Consider the following 16,759-nt stretch of genomic DNA (forward strand, 5'->3'; position numbering starts at 1 on the left):
CGATATTTTCTTACGTTTTATTGGCTTGATTGGTGGTTATTTAGCCAATATTAATTTCAAGGTGATGAAAGTTCACTTATAATGCCCGTCTAGGAAAATACCTAGATCGAGAATCATCATGCGCCATACCCGTTCTATATCGCTTCGTATGCGGTTAAAAAAGAAAAAAATAAAAACACGTTTTTGGGGGCAGGCGTCATTTCGTCGATATCAAAAAATCATCAAAAAACGGCTCCGTCGCCTACACCGCGCAAGAATGGAAGTTGAGTATGTTCTACTTGCCGATTGCCGCCATTGTGAGCAGGAAAAGATCAAACTCATTCCCTGAATGCCCTTATCATTACTGACCATCTCGCATAGAATAGCGCCCTTCATTGACTCAACGCAGTAACGTTATGGAAATAAGTGCGCTAAAAACCTTCGAACAACACTTACATGCTGAACTGGCTACACCGCCAGCAGAAGTTCGCCGATTATTTCATGGCCGTGGTCGTTGCTGGCCAGGATTGGAGCAGTTGACGGTTGACTGGCTATCGGGTCAGGTTTTGGTGTCTTTATTTAAAGAGCCATCTGAAGCGTTTCTGACTCAATTACAGACTGTGCTAGAAGCACTGGTCGAAACACCCGTCTGGCAGCAGTCAGGTGCCAAGTCTTTATTACTGCAACACCGTGACCGTCCGGGATCGCCACTGGAAGTGTTGTGGGGTGAGAGTAGTGAATATCAAGATGTCGTTGAGAATGGCTTGGTATTTAAGCTGGATTTGGGTCGTAAACAGAATAACGGTCTGTTTTTAGATATGCGTTATGGTCGTGAGTGGGTAATGCGCCATGCTGACAGTAAGCGAGTATTAAATCTATTTGCTTATACCTGCGGTTTTTCCGTTGCAGCTATTGCTGGCGGGGCAGAGCATGTAGTGAATTTAGATATGGCGAGAGCGGCGCTGAGCCGTGGTCGTGATAACCACCATCTCAATGATCATGATCTGAAAAAAGTCAGTTTTCTTGGGCATGAACTCTTTAAGTCATGGGGAAAAGTGCGCAAGTTGGGTCCGTATGACATGATCATTATTGATCCGCCATCATTCCAGAAGGGCAGTTTTGCCTTGACGCAGGATTATCAGAAAATTTTACGTCGATTACCGGAATTGTTGACACCACAGGGGCAAGTGGTTGCCTGCGTGAATGATCCCGGTGTTTCCGCCTCTTTCTTGATTGATGGCATGGCGGCAGAAGCGCCGGAGCTGATCTATCAGGAACGTTTGGAAAACCCACCTGAGTTTAAAGATATTGATCCTGAAGGTGGATTGAAAGTGCTGATCTTCGAGCGACAGTAATCACTATCGCCGTTAATAATGGCTTATTTTCACTTGCTAAAACGCCAGCATCCGCTGGCGTTTTCATTATTAACCGTGAGAAGGCCGCTGGCTGCTCAATAATGAACGGTCAATGTGTTATCTGCTGGCAGACTTCTGCGGTGATTGGCTGAGTGACCATCGGGCGACCACGCATATCCATAATGATAATGTTGTAGTTCACGCCGCCGTTTAATGTTGGGTTAAGCTCTGGGTTATTACAGTAATTAACGACGGTATTACTGGCCGCTTTGGTCGGTGGAGTATTGCCACCGCCGCCATATAAAATGGTGATTTCAACGACGTTCTCACGCGCTTTCGCTTTCATGATCTGGTATTGATCAATTTTCTGATAAGGCGCTTTGCTGTTAATTGTCATAGCACGGCTTTTCGCCATGGCCATAATCGCTTCTTCTTCAGAAGGGGTTGATGAGCATCCGGCAAGCAATGCGATGGCAAGTAGGGTGAACGTACGTTTTAACATATTCATCTATTCCTACAGGCGTTACTGGGGTAAGACTTTTTTAAACGGTTTAACGATAACGTTCGCATACACACCTGCGTCAATATACGGATCCGCATCCGCCCATGATTGAGCTTCTTCCAGTGAGTTGAATTGTGCAATAACGGTTGATCCGGTAAAACCCGCTTCACCAGGATTGTCACTATCAATGGCTGGCATAGGCCCTGCTACGAGTAGACGACCTTGTTCTTGCAGATCGTGAAGTCGGGCAAGGTGTTTGTCACGTACGCTCATACGGCGTTCAAGGCTGTTCTCAACATCTTGAGAAAAAATAACGTACCACATGGGATTCTCCTTGTATTCGCCAACGCCTGTAACGTGCTATCACGTCAGAATAAAGGGGCAGAAACGGCGAATGCGTTATAGATGAAGCTATCTTAAAGCAAAAAAAAAGCCCTAACTAGACATTAGGGCTTATTGTGCATATTTCCTATGCTTTTTTGACTGGGCGAGGGCGACCATTACTATCGATTGCAACATAGTTGAATGTTGCCTCGCAGACTCGGTAACGTTCACCTACATCGTCATGGGCCACTGGTTTGACCCAGACTTCCAAAGCTATACTCATGGATGTATTGCCGATGCGGGAGCATTCACCGTAGCAGCAGACAACATCACCGACGCCAACAGGGGCTTTAAAGGCAATACTATCAACGGAAACGGTCACGACGCGGCCGCCAGAAATCTCTTTGGCTAGAATGGCTCCGGCCAGATCAAGCTGGGACATAATCCAACCACCAAAAATATCGCCATTGGCGTTGGTGTCGGCTGGCATTGCAAGGGTGCGAAGCAATAATTGCCCGCGAGGGATGTTGTTTTCTGCTGTCATGTGGCGACTCTGCACTACTCTGAATCGGATTCTTTTGGCATATGGTGATAAATATATCCGCCAGTGGCGAGGGTGAAGATCAATGTCAGAATTAGTAACCCGAAAACTTTGAAATTGACCCAGACATCCAATGGCAGGCGGAAAGCAATATAGACATTCACGATAGCACATACAACGAAAAACAGTGTCCAAGCACTATTTATACGATTCCACACCGCTTCTGGAAGGGTAATTTCCTTACCAAGCATTTTTTTTATCAATGGGTTACCCATATACTGGCTAGTGGCCAGACCAATCGCAAAAATGGCATAGATAAGGGTGACTTTCCATTTTATGAAGTTTGCATCGTGCAGAAAAATCGTTAATCCACCAAAAACAGAGACCATGATAAAAGTGATAAGCTGCATTTTTTCTACTTTTTTGTAGAGCAAGAAAGTAACAATCAGTTGGATAGCTGTTGCTGCGATCAACGCCCCTGTGGCCACGTAGATGTCGTTGGTTTTGTATAAAATAAAAAATACAATTAGGGGGATAAAATCGATCAGTTGTTTCATGAATAGAACCATTAATAGTGCATTATTCGTATATGGTATACTAACCGCAGAATTTATGCAGGCCACCCCCTATTAGGCCATCGGTTTTTCTCCGCTTAAGGTAACCTGCTACTTGCACCTACCACTTGTCTCTTTTTGCTTGTCCGTCTATTTTCATCTCTGTTTCGCACCTGCTCTTTTCCCGAACCTACTTTTTACTCGCTTCGTGTAACTCGTCCCTGATTATTTCTAGTCCCTCGTTCCTATCTCTCTCACTCCGGCTTCTCAAGCATACTATCAACAATCACAGCACAGGCTGCATCACCGGTAATATTCAGCGCGGTACGGATCATGTCGAAGATTCGATCAAGCGCAAATAACAGTGGTAGCCCTTCAATCGGGATCCCCGCCGCCAAGAGCACGGCAACCACCAGAAAAGACGGCCCTGGCACGCCTGCTTGGCCTATTGCTCCTAAGGTTGAGGTGAGAATAATCGCAATATATGCCCCCATTCCTAATTCAATATTAAATATCTGGGCAAAAAAGATAGCCACTAAACCGTAATAAATGGCGTTACCACTCATGTTGATGGTGGCCCCTAGCGGCAGGACGAAAGAAGCAGTCGCGTTTTTTACCCCGAGCTCTTGCTCACAGACTTCCATATTCACGGGTAGGGTCGCCATGGAGGATGCGGTGGAGAGTGCAACCGCTTGTGGTTTTTTCATCACCGATAAGAATTTGAGCGGTGAAGTATTGCTGAAGATTTTGATCATCGCGGGGTAGAAAAGAAGGCCATAGATCAAAATAGTGACGACATATATTACGAATAATTTGAATACGACCATTAATGCGCTGAAGCCAAAGGTACCGACGGCGTCGGCCATTAAGCCAAATACGCCCAAAGGGGCGACTTTCATTACTACATTGATCATCCATACCATGGCATCGACAATCGTATTGACGCCATTGATGATGGGATCTCGGCGTGCTTTTTCCTGCTTGGACAGGGCGATACCAAAGAAGAGGCAGAACACTAAAATTTGTAGGATATTCGCATCATTAAGTGACTGGAAAACATTGGTGGGGATCATCCCCAGGATAGTGGTCCAGAAGGTGGGGAGTTCGCCTTTATCGGCGTAGACACTAGAGAATATGCCTTCGACCCCGGCAAGATCAATGCCGATCCCTGGTTCGAAAACTTCCCCCATCATTAAGGCTAAGGCGACGGCCACGGCGGATGTGATGGCAAAGAATCCTAAGGTCATCAGACCGACTTTTCCTGCCGAGTGACTGCTACCGAGCCCAGCGGCCCCAGAGATGATGGCAACGGCAACCAGTGGGATCACTAGCATTTTGATTAAGTGAATGAAAATACTGCCCAGTGGGGCGAACATGCTGGCAGAATGCCCCATCATTGCCCCGACGAGGGTACCGACACACATGGCTATAACGACTTGTATACCGATGTTGTTCAAGAGCCCTTTTTCTTTATCCACGATCAAACACCTCAGCTGCACTTGCTTAGATCAAAGGGTAGTCCGTTATTTCAGGCATGTGTTTATGGTGGCAAAGAATATAAAACGTGGTGATGAGGTAATAGGAGAAATATGAAAGAGCCGCCAGAGCGGCGGCTTTAATCGATAATGCTGTAACTTATGTGGTCATACCGTCTATCGGATAGCTGATATCACTATCGTGTTGCTGCTTTCATGCTGCTGATAAAGGTATGCATACTTGACAGCAGGGTATCCTCGTTATCCAGATTTTTTTCGATGACCTTTACAACCGCAGAGCCTGAAATGGCACCAGCGGCACCGGCTTCTATGGCATCTTTAACCTGAGCGGGTTCTGAAATGCCGAATCCCAACAATGCTGGCGGCGCATTATAGGCTTTCAGACTATCCAGTAGTGGTCCGATCGGCATGCACGCTTTAGTTTCAGCCCCAGTGACACCGGCTCGTGATAACAGATAGGTATAGCCCCCGCTGAATTCAGACACGATTTGCAATGTGGCGTTGTCAGCATTAGGCGGGGCGATGAAGATTGGATGGATCCCATGCTTTTCAGCCGCCGTCCGAAATTCTGCAGACTCGTTGAGTGGTACATCAGCGATTAATACCGAATCAACACCGGCTTGGGCACATTGGTGATAAAAGTTGTCAATGCCATTGGCAAACACCAAGTTAGCGTACATTAGCAGACCAATAGGGGTATCAGGGTACTTGGCGCGAATAGTGGCAATCAGCTCAAAGCAAACCGCAGGTGTGGTGCCCGATTCCAAAGCCCGAATAGTCGCGCTCTGAATCGTCGGACCATCCGCGAGCGGATCAGAAAACGGTATGCCAAGTTCTAAGGCATCAGCGCCTGCGTCTACCAGTGTTTCAATTATTTTCAGCGAAAGTTCGGGATTAGGATCGCCAATGGTGACAAAAGGAACGAATGCGCCTTCGTTGATTTCAGCCAGACGGGCAAATTGTGCTTGATAACGATCCATTACAGCGCTCCTTTTGCTTCTAGGATATCGTGGACGGTGAAAATGTCTTTATCACCACGGCCGGAAAGGTTAACAACCAAGAGTTGTTCTTTTTCTGGATTGGCTTTGATCATTTTCAGGGCATGGGCCAAAGCATGTGCTGATTCCAGTGCTGGGATGATCCCTTCATTACGCGCCAGGATCTGGAACGCATCAAGTGCTTCGTCATCAGTCACCGCATCATAGGTTGCTCTGCCAATGGCATTGAGGTGAGCGTGTTGCGGGCCGACAGAGGGGAAGTCCAGACCCGCAGAAACAGAATAAGACTCTTCCACCTGACCATGGTTATCTTGCATCAACGGTGCTTTCATGCCAAAGAAGATCCCCAGTTTACCGTGTTTCAGCGGGGCGCCGTGCATATCGGTATCGAGGCCCATGCCTGCGGGCTCGACCCCAATCAGCGCAACCGATTCATCGTCAATGAAATCGGCAAACATCCCGATAGCATTGGAGCCACCACCGACGCAGGCAATAACGGCATCCGGCAGTCGCCCTTCTTTCTTCAGGATCTGAGCCTTGGTTTCTTCTCCAATAATGCGTTGGAATTCACGCACAATGGTCGGGAAGGGGTGAGGACCCGCAGCGGTACCGAGTAGGTAGTGGGCGTTGTCATAAGTTGCTGACCAGTCACGCATCGCTTCGTTGCAAGCATCTTTCAGGGTCGCAGAGCCTGAATGAACGGGGATTACCGTGGCGCCCATCAGCTTCATTCGAAATACATTCGGGCTCTGGCGCTCAACGTCTTTAGCACCCATGTAAATCCGGCATTTCAGACCAAGCAGGGCACAGGCCAAGGCGGTCGCAACACCATGCTGTCCAGCTCCGGTTTCGGCGATAATTTCGTGTTTGCCCATCCGCTTGGCCAGTAGTGCCTGACCCAATACCTGATTGGTTTTATGGGCACCGCCGTGTAACAGATCTTCGCGCTTTAGGTACAGTTTTGTCTTGGTACCTTTCGTCAGGTTCTGACACTGTGTCAGTGCTGTTGGGCGTCCTGCGTATTCCGTTAGCAGGTGCATGAACTCGTCTTGAAAGCTAGGGTCTTGCTGGGCGTCAATGAAGGCGGTTTCCAGCTGATCCAGTGCAGGGACGAGGATTTGCGGGACAAACTGCCCACCAAATTCACCGAAATAGGCGTTTAACTTGCTCATCGTGTTATCAATCCTTAATACTTTCTAATAGCCAAAAAGGCCGCTTTCAATTTGGATGGGTCTTTTTTGCCTGGGGCAGTTTCGACGCCGGAGTTTAAATCTAGTCCTTTGAAGCCAAGATGGGCGGCTTCACAGACATTATCTGGGGTTAAGCCGCCAGCCAGCATGAGGTGTTGGCGTTCTGATTCAGGGATCAGGCACCAGTTGAATGCAACACCAGTCCCGCCAGATTGCTGACCGACTTTGCTATCGAGCAGGTGCCTGTCGGCATCCCATTGGGCAAAATTGGGTACCTTGTCTGTGATGCCATGGGCTTTCCAGATTTCGCAATCGGCTGGAAGCTGGGCTTTGAGGTGTTGGACGTAATCAGGGGTCTCGTCACCATGAAGCTGTACGGCTGAGAGCGACAGGGCCTTGGCGGCTTTGGTGACCGCATCGGGATCGGCATCGCGGAATACACCAACATATTTAAGCGGGGCACCGCTCATAACCAGTCTGGCCTGCTCAAGCGCTATTTCACGTGCTGAACCGGAAACGAAGATCAGTCCGCCATATACCGCGCCATGTTGGTAAGCTACGGCGGCATCGTCGGCGTGGGTCAGGCCACAGACTTTATTTTCACCGAGTAAGACACGCCGAACTGCAAGCTCAAGGTTGTCTTCTGCCATCAGTGAACTGCCGATCAAAAAACCATTGGCATAGGCTGATAATTCGCGTACCTGCTGGTGGTTATAGATGCCCGATTCAGAAATCACAATGGTTTCTGCTGGCAGGCGAGGTGCCAGCTGTTTGGTCCGGTTAAGATCGATACTGAGATCACGCAGGTTGCGGTTATTAATGCCAACAACCTTGGCCTGTAATGCAATAGCTCGCTCAAGCTCCGTTTCGTTACTGACTTCGGTCAGGATCCCAAGCCCCAGCGTTTCTGCCACGGCGGCAAGTTCGCGGTATTGCTTGTCGTCTAACACTGATAGCATCAGCAAAATGGCATCCGCCTGATAGTGGCGGGCCAGATATACCTGATAAGGGTCAATCATAAAGTCTTTACACAGTACCGGCTGGGTGACTTGGTTGCGCACTACAGGCAGAAAGTCGAAATTGCCTTGAAAATACTTCTCATCGGTCAGTACCGAGATGGCACTGGCATGGCCGTTGTAGACCTTGGCAATGGCATCGAGATCGAAATCCTGACGGATCAGCCCCTTAGAGGGTGAGGCCTTCTTACATTCCAGAATAAACGCGGCCTGCTCGCCGGACAGAGCATCGTAGAAGCTGCGATCGCTCGGGGTCAGGCTATCAATGAAAGAGGTCAGCGGCTGCTGTGCCTTGCGTGCCTCAACCCAAAGGTGTTTGTCTGCAACGATTTTTGCTAATACAGTTTCCATCATTAACCTCGTGATGCAAGTTGGCTGACCAGCTCATAGGCTTTGCTGGACTGCATGACAGCCATGGCCTGCTGGGTATTGGCTTTGAGATCATCGTGGCCAAATAAACGAAGCAGCAGGGCAACGTTGATCGCGACAGCCCCCACTTGGGCCTCGGTGCCTTTGCCTGTCAGAATATTGGTGATAATGGCTCGGTTTTCCTCTGGTTCACCACCTTTGATCGCTTCAAGCGGGTAGGTGTCCAGACCAAAGTCAGCCGGTGTCAGGGTGTATTCTTTGATCTCGCCATTGATGATTTCCGCGACGGTGGTTTCACCATGAATAGCGACTTCATCTAATCCGCTGCCATGTACTACGGCGGCCCGCTTCATGCCCATATTTGCCATGGTTTCGGCAATAGGGCGTACTAATGATTTATCATAGACGCCCATCAGTTCGATGTTTGGCCTGGCTGGGTTGATCAATGGCCCAAGCAGATTAAAGATAGTACGAGTTTTCAGTGTTTGACGTACAGGCATGGCATGGCGAACCCCGCCGTGGTATTCCGGTGCAAACAAAAAGCAGACCCCGAGTTCATCGAGGGCTTTGCGAGCCGTTTCCGGTGCCATGGCGAGGTTGATACCAAAAGCATCCAGTAAATCAGATGAGCCTGATTTGCTCGATACCCCACGGTTACCGTGCTTTGCTACTTTGACACCGCAAGCCGCTGCAACAAATGCTGCCGTGGTGGAAATATTGATGGTATTGGCCCCATCGCCGCCGGTGCCAACAATATCCGCGAAGTCATAATCAGGGCGGGGGAAGGGGGTGGCATTCGCCAGTAGCGCTTTGGCCGCCCCTGCGATTTCCGCTGGGATTTCCCCTTTGATTTTCAGTGCTGTTAACACGGCAGAAAGCACGATGGGTTCCACTTCACCCTTGATGATGGCATCAAATAGGATCTGACTTTCAGCTTGGCTGAGAGATTCTTGGGCATAGAGCTTGTTGGTTAAGGTCGCAATAGTCGCATTCATGGTTAGTCTTCCTTTTCTTTAATTCGTCGGCTGATTATTGGTGCTTTCAGGGGACGACATCACCCAGCTCAGCGTATTGGTCAGTAGCTGAGCGCCTTGGGTTGTGAGAATGGATTCCGGGTGAAACTGGAAGCCGCAAACTTTGTCCTGATCATTGGCGACGGCCATCACCAGTCCGTCAACGTCTGCAATCACGTTTAAGTCCGTAGATACAGTTTTTGCAACTAACGAGTGATAACGGGCAATGGATAGCGGGCTGGGTAGCCCGCCAAAGACCGCATGACCGTTATGCTGCATCATGGCCGATTTACCATGAACAATGTCACCGGCACCAGCCACTTTACCGCCGTAGGCTTCTACGATGGCTTGATGGCCTAGGCAGATGCCAATCATTGGCACCTTACCTTGCATTTTCTTGATCAGGGCTGGCATACAGCCTGCGTCTGCCGGAGCTCCCGGGCCGGGCGATAGCACTAAAACTGGATTGGTCTTTTCAGCCAGAGCCTGCACCATCTGCTCCACACTCAGGCTGTTGCGGTAGATGGTGACTGGGCAGCCAAGGGTGCGAAACTGATCAACCAGGTTATAGGTAAATGAATCAAAATTATCGAGTAACACAATATGGGGTAGGGTCATCATTGGCTTCCTTCTATCGCGTTGTCGACGGTGACAGGCTATGGGCTTTACGAATTGCGGTGATCACGGCTTGTGCTTTGCCCCGCGTTTCATCGGCTTCGGCTTGTGGCTGTGAGTCATACACGACGCCAGCACCGGCCTGAACACTGGCGATACCATTTTCGACATAGGCTGAACGGATCACGATGCAGGTGTCCATATCGCCGTTACCGGTGAGGTAGCCGACTGCGCCGCCATAACTGCCTCTGCGGCGCTGCTCGACCTCGCGGATCAGCTGCATCGCACGGATTTTGGGAGCGCCGGTCAGCGTGCCCATGTTCATACAGGCTTGATAAGCGTGCAGTGCATCCAAATCGCCGCGGAGTTGCCCCACCACCCTTGATACCAGATGCATAACATGGCTGTAGCGGTCGACTTGAAGCAAATCGGCGACATAACGCGTACCCGGTTCACTAATGCGGGCAACATCATTACGCGCGAGATCGACCAGCATCATGTGTTCAGCGTTTTCTTTCATGTCGCTGCGCAGTTCAAGCTCGATACGACCATCCAGATCGAGGTTGATTGAACCGTCGGGATTCTTACCCCGAGGACGCGTGCCTGCAATCGGGTAGATCTCGATTTGGTTGGTCTGAGTGCAGTATTTCAGCGCACTTTCAGGTGAGGCACCAAATAACGTGAAATCGGCATCTTGTAAAAAGAACATGTACGGGCTTGGGTTACCCATTTTCAGTTCTTTATACGCGACCAGTGGCGATGGGCACGGTAGGATAAATTGGCGAGATGGCACAACCTGAAACACATCACCATTGATCACATGTTGCTTGAGATTGATCACCTGTTGGCAAAAATCGCTATCGTTGACAGTGACTGTCGGCTCGCAGGTATCGAGCGGCTCGGCGGCCGGTACGGAGGTTGGTGCAAAGCAGGCTTCTTTGATGTGCTGCAGACGGCGGCTGAGCTCGAAATAACAGGCAGTGTATTCGTCACCGCCAAATAAGGTAGCTTGCAGCTTACCTTTGCGGCGCTGGTGGTCAATGACCAGTAAGGTTTCGGCAATATAGAATAGATAATCTGGGCATTGATTATCTTGTTGTGCCTCGGGCAGTGGCTCGAAGCTGTCGACCATATCATAGGCAAATAATCCGCCGAGGAATAATGCCTCGCGCGGGTGCCCGGTGATATCAAAAGCATGCTGGATCATTCGCAGCGCATCAAACGACGAGGTTTGACGCAGGCGGCTGTCTTCATCCAAGGTGCGTTCTGCGGTTGGAAAGTCCAAAATAAGGCAGGTGCTGTCGCGCTGCACCTTAATCTCAGTCCCGATGGTGGGCTCTAAGGTCTGCAGCACATTGAGACCATTGTCTGTCAGGGCTTCAAGGCGAACTTGTTTGCCCCTGCAGACAATGCGTACCGCCGCATCGATCAGCATCAGGCTTTTGAGATCTTGTTTGGAATCGACTTCTGCCGACTCTAACAGTAGGTTATGGGGGCGGTTACCACAGACGGAGTAATATAACTCGGTCGGATCCGCCACATAGGGTACATCCAGGCTGAGGAGCTCCAGCTCGCCAATGCCTAGGGGGGTAGTATTCACAGCGTTCTCCCTGCCGCTTGTACAAACGGTGTTAACTCTTGCATCAACTGTTCAAACATTGGACCTGTCAACGCCTGATGACCATCTGATAAGGCTTCACACGGGTTAAGGTGTGATTCAACGATGATACCATCAGCCCCTACCGCCGCCGCTGCGCGTGACAACGGAATAACCAGTTCACGGACTCCTGTCCCATGGCTTGGGTCAACCACCACCGGAAGGTGGCTGTGCAATTTAAGGTAAGCAACAGCATTCAAATCCAATGTATTACGGGTGGCTGTTTCGTAGGTGCGGATCCCTCGCTCACACAGGACAATGTTTGAGTTACCTGCATCATAGATGTATTCCGCGGCCAGAAGCAGCTCTTCGATAGTGGCGGAAAGTCCACGTTTGAGCAAGACCGGTTTTTTACTCTCACCCACGGCTTTGAGTAATGCGTAGTTCTGCATATTTCGCGCACCAATCTGAAGGCAGTCCACATACTCACACATTGCTTCCATCTGGCTGACTTCCATCACCTCAGAAACGGTTGGCAGCCCCAGTTTTTGATTGGCGAGCTTGAGCAGCTTAAGGCCTTCAACACCCATGCCTTGAAAATCATAAGGGCTGGTACGTGGTTTGTATGCACCACCTCGCAAAGCTACGGCACCGTGTTGTTTGACCACTTCCGCGACAGCCAGTAATTGCGCTTCTGACTCAACGGAGCATGGTCCGGCGATGACCGCGAATTTGTCACCGCCAATGGCGGCGTTGCCAAAACGAACAACAGTATCGTGGGCTTGCACCTCACGGCTCACCATTTTGTATTTGGTCAGAATGGGTTTAACGTGTTCAACACAAGGGTAGGCATCAAGATGTAATCGTTCCAGTACGCGTTCATCACCAAGGGCACCGAGTACGATGCGTTCAACGCCTGGCATATACAGAGGCTTGAGGCCAGCAGTTTCAATGCGAGCCAGAATTTCTTTTGCCTGGGCTTCCGTTGCATCTGGTTTAAGTACGATAATCATGATGGTTTCCTTTTGTGAATGCGTGAGGGCATCTTCTTGGCCTGACGCATCGTGCTAAATGGGTGATTAAATCGGTATCATTGAAAAAAAGGCATAAAAAAACCCGCACAGTTGCGGGTTGGTATTGTTGGCCTACAGGCGCAGCAAATCACACAACCCGCAGTGGGAAGTGCCAGCACCAAGAGAAGAAAGCGCAGAGTTGATGATGAATTTGCTGTACCATGTAAATATCCTGTGACGTTAGAAAGTGTCATAGTCAGTAACTGCGTACTAGTAAACTAGTCCATGAAAATAAAGTCAAGAATTTAATTTATGTTATTTGATTTACACAGCCACACGACGGCGTCTGACGGCCGGTTGTCTCCGGACGAGCTTGTTGCCCGAGCGGTAGAGCGCCGGGTAGATGTATTGGCTATCACCGATCATGATACGGTGGCAGGACTTGAGGCTGCTGAGCTGGCGATCAATACACAAAATTTGCCATTGACGCTAATCAAAGGTATTGAAATCTCGACGCTTTGGCATAATTTTGATATTCACATTGTTGGTTTGAATATTGACCCTCATCATCCCGCGTTGACCCAGCTGATTGCTGAACAGGCACAGCGGCGAGAAGATCGCGCTCAGTTAATGGGAGAGCGGCTTGAAAAAAATCGGATGCCGGGTGCGCTGGAGGGCGCAAAAGCTATTGCGGCAGGAGCGACATTAACCCGGTCCCATTTTGCCCAGTGGATAGTTGAACAGGGCTATGCCAAGACGATGCAAGCCGTATTTAAACAGTATCTAACGCGCAATAATCCGGGTTATGTGCCACCTAATTGGTGCTCAATTGCCGAAGCTGTTGCTGTGATCCAGCAAGCGGGCGGGCAGGCTGTTTTAGCCCACCCAGGGCGATATAATATGACCGCAAAGTGGATAAAACGCTTATTAACCGCGTTTACGGAAGCGGGGGGGGACGCCATGGAAGTGTCGTTGCCACAGCAATCTCAGCAGGAGAGACGCTTGCTGGGGGATTATGCAATAGAATACAAATTACTCGCTTCACAGGGCTCTGATTTCCATTATGCCTCTCCATGGACCGAACTTGGGCGTAACCTCTGGTTACCGAAAGGTGTTTCTGAGGTCTGGCATGAATGGAGCGTTGAAAAGAAGCGCATTGATGTGGAAGTGCCTGCGGGCAGTCAACTTCCGATGGAGGAAGAATGAGCCAGTTTTTTTATGTTCACCCTGAAACACCCCAAGTGCGATTAATCAACCAAGCGGTTGCAATGATTCGTAATGGTGGTGTGATTGTATATCCAACCGATTCGGGCTATGCACTTGGCTGCCAGTTAGAGAACAAGTCAGCGTTAGAACGTATCTGTAAGATCCGCCGTTTGGATGATAAACACAACTTCACCCTGTTGTGTCGAGATCTGTCAGAGCTATCCCTCTATGCACGGGTTGATAATGCTGCGTTTCGTTTATTACGAAATAACACGCCAGGCGCGTACACCTTTATTTTTAAAGGTACTAAAGAAGTCCCTCGCCGATTGATGAACCCAAAACGAAAGTCTATCGGCATTCGTATTCCTGATAATGCGATTGCGCTGGCGTTGCTTGAAGCGTTGGGAGAGCCGATGATGTCGACCTCATTGATTCTGCCTGGAAACGAAACCACAGAATCGGATCCGGATGATATTCGTGACAAACTTGAACACGCGGTGGATCTGATCATTAATGGTGGTTATCTGGGTGAACAACCAACGACGGTGATAGATTTTAGTAATGATGGAATGGATATTGTTCGCATCGGTGCGGGTGATCCCTCGCCATTTGAGTCGTGAAGAAAACCGTTTTAAGTGGTAACTCTGTGCTGGTTTTGGCATAATTCTCCGCCACTTTAAGATGGCTTAAAGTGCGATGATATTTCGACGCCTGTGAAGGCGACAAAGGTTTGTCTTATGAGTGAAAAATTACAAAAGGTACTGGCACGTTCAGGCCAGGGTTCTCGCCGTGAAATTGAATTGATGATCCAACAGGGTCGCGTCAGTATCGATGGTGTAGTTGCTAAGCTGGGTGACCGTTTAGAAGATTTGTCTGTCAGTGTACGTATTGATGGCCATAATGTTCAGCTGGTATCAACGTCAGATGAAGTGTGCCGCGTATTGGCTTATAACAAGCCGGAAGGTGAGCTGTGTACTCGTCATGACCCAGAAGGTCGTCGTACGGTATTTGACCGTTTGCCGCGTCTGAGTGATGGCCGTTGGGTATCGGTTGGTCGTCTTGATGCCAACACCGCAGGCTTATTATTGTTCACCACCGATGGTGAGCTAGCAAACCGTTTGATGCACCCAAGCCGTTCAGTTGAGCGTGAGTACATGGTGCGTGTATTCGGTGAAGTGACAGAAGAGATGGTACGTAATCTGGTTCGTGGTGTCGAACTGGAAGATGGTATGGCACGTTTTGAAGATGTGGTATACGCCGGCGGTGAAGGTATGAACCATACTTTTTACGTGGTGATCACTGAAGGCCGTAACCGTGAAGTCCGCCGTCTGTGGGATTCACAAGGCGTAACAGTTAGTCGTCTAAAGCGTGTACGTTACGGTGATATCTTCCTGACCAAAGATCTGCCACGTGGTGGATGGATGGAGCTTGAGCTGAAGGAAGTGAACTACTTACGTGAAACGGTTGAGCTGCCAGCAGAATCAGAAACGGTACTGACGGTTGAAGGTCAGAAGCGCAAGCGTGGTGTGCGTCAAATCCGTCGTGCTGTACGCCGTCACGAAGAGCGTATCAGTGATGATACTGGTCGTGGCCGTCGTGGGGGGCGTCAAGATTCACGTCGTTCTTCTAGTCGTAATGATGCGGAAGTTGTGGGTCAAGATCAGAATCCACGTCAGCGCCGTGGTTCGACAGGTGAAGATTCACGTCGTAAGCCTGTAGGCAACGACTCACGTCGTAAGCCTGTAGGCAACGACTCACGTCGTAAACCAACAGGCGAAGACTCACGTCGTAAGCCTGCAGGTAATGACTCGCGTCGTAAACCAACAGGTGATGACTCACGTTGTAAACCAGCCGGTGAAGGTGCTCGTCGTAAGCCGTCAGGCAATGCAGCAAACCGCCGTGATCCGCTGAAGAATAAGCCAGCAAAACCTCGTAGCCGTAAATAAGTGCGAACAGTTAATATAAAAAGCAGCCAGATGGCTGCTTTTTTTGCATCTCAATAATATTGGTAAGAATGGTTAGTTTGTCGTACTCGTAGTACGTTTAGGTTGAGCATCAATACACTGGCCGTGTACCGCCTGGCTTTCAGGTCCCATCAGATACAGGTAGAGTGGCATGATATCGGATGGGGTTTTCAGTAATGAAACGTCCTCGGCCGGAAATGCTGTCGCTCGCATACCAGTACGGGTACCTCCAGGGTTGATTGCATTAACACGGACATTGGTTCCTGCCAATTCATCAGCCAACACTTGCATCATTCCTTCAGTGGCAAATTTGGACATGGCGTAGGTTCCCCAAAAAGCACGACCTTTATGGCCGACGGTGGAGGAAGTAAATATTATGCGGCCATTTTCTGCTTTTTTTACCAATGGCATCACGGCTTGACTCAGTAAGAACTGTGATTTCACATTGACTTGCATGACATCATCGAAGGAATCTTCACCAATTTGATCAAACGGGCTGAGTACCCCTAGTATGCCAGCATTGAGTAGTACACCGTCTAAACGGCCAAATTGGCCTTCAATGGTATCAACCATATCAAGGTAATGCTGCTTGGTCGCCCCCATTAAATCCATGGGAATAATGGCTGGTTGTGGGTAACCTAATTTCTCAATATCATCATAAACAGCTTCTAGCTTGCTGACAGTACGGCCAAGTAAGATCACGGTTGCACCATGGGCTGCATAACAGATAGCAGCTTGACGGCCAATACCATCACCTGCACCAGTTACCAGAATAACTTTCTCTTTCAATGAGTTCTCAGCGGTTTGATAATCCACGCCTTACATCCTTATTGGTTTTTTCATTATCCTATTGTATACCTAAGCGACCTTAATATGCGTGTTTGAGCGAGAATAAATCTTGTCTGTTGGCAGTGATTTAGTGTGCTGATTGCCGAGTTAACTCCCCTTAAATCGGAGGGAGGCTTGCAGTATTTTTCTTGAACTATAAGCGCGGAGAACACTTTGAATGCAATGTCTTGGATTAACT

At 49.2% G+C, this 16,759-nt stretch carries 17 protein-coding genes; 4 read left to right on the top strand and 13 right to left on the bottom strand.

Annotated elements, in window-relative coordinates:
- The first annotated feature begins 395 nt into the window (after nucleotides 1-395).
- Nucleotides 396-1,334 (top strand): class I SAM-dependent methyltransferase, encoded by a 939-nt coding sequence (locus L4D12_RS17965; RefSeq protein WP_428449207.1) that lies wholly within the window; start codon nucleotides 396-398, stop codon nucleotides 1,332-1,334.
- A 109-nt stretch (nucleotides 1,335-1,443) separates the two neighbouring features.
- On the opposite strand, the gene gspS2 is transcribed toward L4D12_RS17965, so the two are convergent.
- The 12 genes from gspS2 to aroF form a co-directional block, all read right to left on the bottom strand.
- The gene (gene gspS2 / locus L4D12_RS17970; protein ID WP_428449208.1) at nucleotides 1,444-1,842 is read right to left on the bottom strand and encodes a type II secretion system pilot lipoprotein GspS-beta; all 399 of its coding nucleotides are present in this window, start codon (nucleotides 1,840-1,842) and stop codon (nucleotides 1,444-1,446) included.
- Nucleotides 1,843-1,857: 15 nt separating this feature from the next.
- Nucleotides 1,858-2,160 (bottom strand): YciI family protein, encoded by a 303-nt coding sequence (locus L4D12_RS17975; protein WP_428449209.1) that lies wholly within the window; start codon nucleotides 2,158-2,160, stop codon nucleotides 1,858-1,860.
- 145 nt (nucleotides 2,161-2,305) lie between these two features.
- Nucleotides 2,306-2,704 (bottom strand): acyl-CoA thioester hydrolase YciA, encoded by a 399-nt coding sequence (yciA, locus tag L4D12_RS17980; protein WP_428449210.1) that lies wholly within the window; start codon nucleotides 2,702-2,704, stop codon nucleotides 2,306-2,308.
- 14 nt (nucleotides 2,705-2,718) lie between these two features.
- Nucleotides 2,719-3,258: a septation protein A gene (locus L4D12_RS17985; RefSeq protein WP_428449211.1), complete on the bottom strand. Its 540-nt coding sequence runs from the start codon at nucleotides 3,256-3,258 to the stop codon at nucleotides 2,719-2,721.
- Nucleotides 3,259-3,509: 251 nt separating this feature from the next.
- Nucleotides 3,510-4,739, bottom strand: a complete 1,230-nt coding sequence (locus L4D12_RS17990) for a dicarboxylate/amino acid:cation symporter (protein ID WP_428449212.1) — start codon at nucleotides 4,737-4,739, stop codon at nucleotides 3,510-3,512.
- Between the two features lie 188 nt (nucleotides 4,740-4,927).
- Nucleotides 4,928-5,731 carry a tryptophan synthase subunit alpha gene (gene trpA, locus L4D12_RS17995; RefSeq protein ID WP_428449213.1) on the bottom strand — a complete coding sequence of 268 codons (804 nt, stop codon included), beginning with the start codon at nucleotides 5,729-5,731 and terminating at the stop codon, nucleotides 4,928-4,930.
- Nucleotides 5,731-6,921: a tryptophan synthase subunit beta gene (gene trpB / locus L4D12_RS18000; RefSeq protein WP_428449214.1), complete on the bottom strand. Its 1,191-nt coding sequence runs from the start codon at nucleotides 6,919-6,921 to the stop codon at nucleotides 5,731-5,733. Before trpB ends, trpA begins: the two co-directional genes overlap by 1 nt.
- A 14-nt stretch (nucleotides 6,922-6,935) precedes the next feature.
- Complete coding sequence (gene trpCF / locus L4D12_RS18005; RefSeq protein WP_428449233.1) at nucleotides 6,936-8,306, bottom strand: bifunctional indole-3-glycerol-phosphate synthase TrpC/phosphoribosylanthranilate isomerase TrpF; 1,371 nt, start codon at nucleotides 8,304-8,306, stop codon at nucleotides 6,936-6,938.
- Nucleotides 8,307-8,308: 2 nt separating this feature from the next.
- Nucleotides 8,309-9,319, bottom strand: a complete 1,011-nt coding sequence (trpD, locus tag L4D12_RS18010; RefSeq protein WP_428449215.1) for an anthranilate phosphoribosyltransferase — start codon at nucleotides 9,317-9,319, stop codon at nucleotides 8,309-8,311.
- A gap of 18 nt (nucleotides 9,320-9,337) precedes the next feature.
- Nucleotides 9,338-9,955: an aminodeoxychorismate/anthranilate synthase component II gene (locus L4D12_RS18015; protein WP_428449234.1), complete on the bottom strand. Its 618-nt coding sequence runs from the start codon at nucleotides 9,953-9,955 to the stop codon at nucleotides 9,338-9,340.
- 13 nt (nucleotides 9,956-9,968) lie between these two features.
- The gene (locus L4D12_RS18020; RefSeq protein ID WP_428449216.1) at nucleotides 9,969-11,552 is read right to left on the bottom strand and encodes an anthranilate synthase component 1; all 1,584 of its coding nucleotides are present in this window, start codon (nucleotides 11,550-11,552) and stop codon (nucleotides 9,969-9,971) included.
- Nucleotides 11,549-12,562 carry a 3-deoxy-7-phosphoheptulonate synthase gene (gene aroF, locus L4D12_RS18025; RefSeq protein WP_428449217.1) on the bottom strand — a complete coding sequence of 338 codons (1,014 nt, stop codon included), beginning with the start codon at nucleotides 12,560-12,562 and terminating at the stop codon, nucleotides 11,549-11,551. The genes L4D12_RS18020 and aroF overlap by 4 nt, the downstream gene beginning before the upstream one ends.
- Before the next feature lie 312 nt (nucleotides 12,563-12,874).
- Here aroF and rnm point away from each other — a divergent pair, with 312 nt between their 5' ends.
- From rnm to rluB, 3 genes are all read left to right on the top strand, one after another.
- Nucleotides 12,875-13,768, top strand: a complete 894-nt coding sequence (gene rnm, locus L4D12_RS18030; RefSeq protein WP_428449218.1) for an RNase RNM — start codon at nucleotides 12,875-12,877, stop codon at nucleotides 13,766-13,768.
- A complete protein-coding gene (locus tag L4D12_RS18035; protein WP_428449219.1) occupies nucleotides 13,765-14,388 on the top strand; it encodes an L-threonylcarbamoyladenylate synthase in 624 nt (207 codons plus the stop codon). Before rnm ends, L4D12_RS18035 begins: the two co-directional genes overlap by 4 nt.
- Nucleotides 14,389-14,505: 117 nt before the next feature.
- The gene (rluB, locus tag L4D12_RS18040) at nucleotides 14,506-15,714 is read left to right on the top strand and encodes a 23S rRNA pseudouridine(2605) synthase RluB (RefSeq protein WP_428449220.1); all 1,209 of its coding nucleotides are present in this window, start codon (nucleotides 14,506-14,508) and stop codon (nucleotides 15,712-15,714) included.
- A 72-nt stretch (nucleotides 15,715-15,786) separates the two neighbouring features.
- On the opposite strand, the gene L4D12_RS18045 is transcribed toward rluB, so the two are convergent.
- Nucleotides 15,787-16,548, bottom strand: a complete 762-nt coding sequence (locus L4D12_RS18045; protein ID WP_428449221.1) for a YciK family oxidoreductase — start codon at nucleotides 16,546-16,548, stop codon at nucleotides 15,787-15,789.
- Nucleotides 16,549-16,759: the final 211 nt, after the last annotated feature.

It is taken from the genome of Photobacterium nomapromontoriensis (assembly GCF_050336815.1).
GTDB classification, from domain to species: Bacteria; Pseudomonadota; Gammaproteobacteria; order Enterobacterales; family Vibrionaceae; genus Photobacterium; species Photobacterium nomapromontoriensis.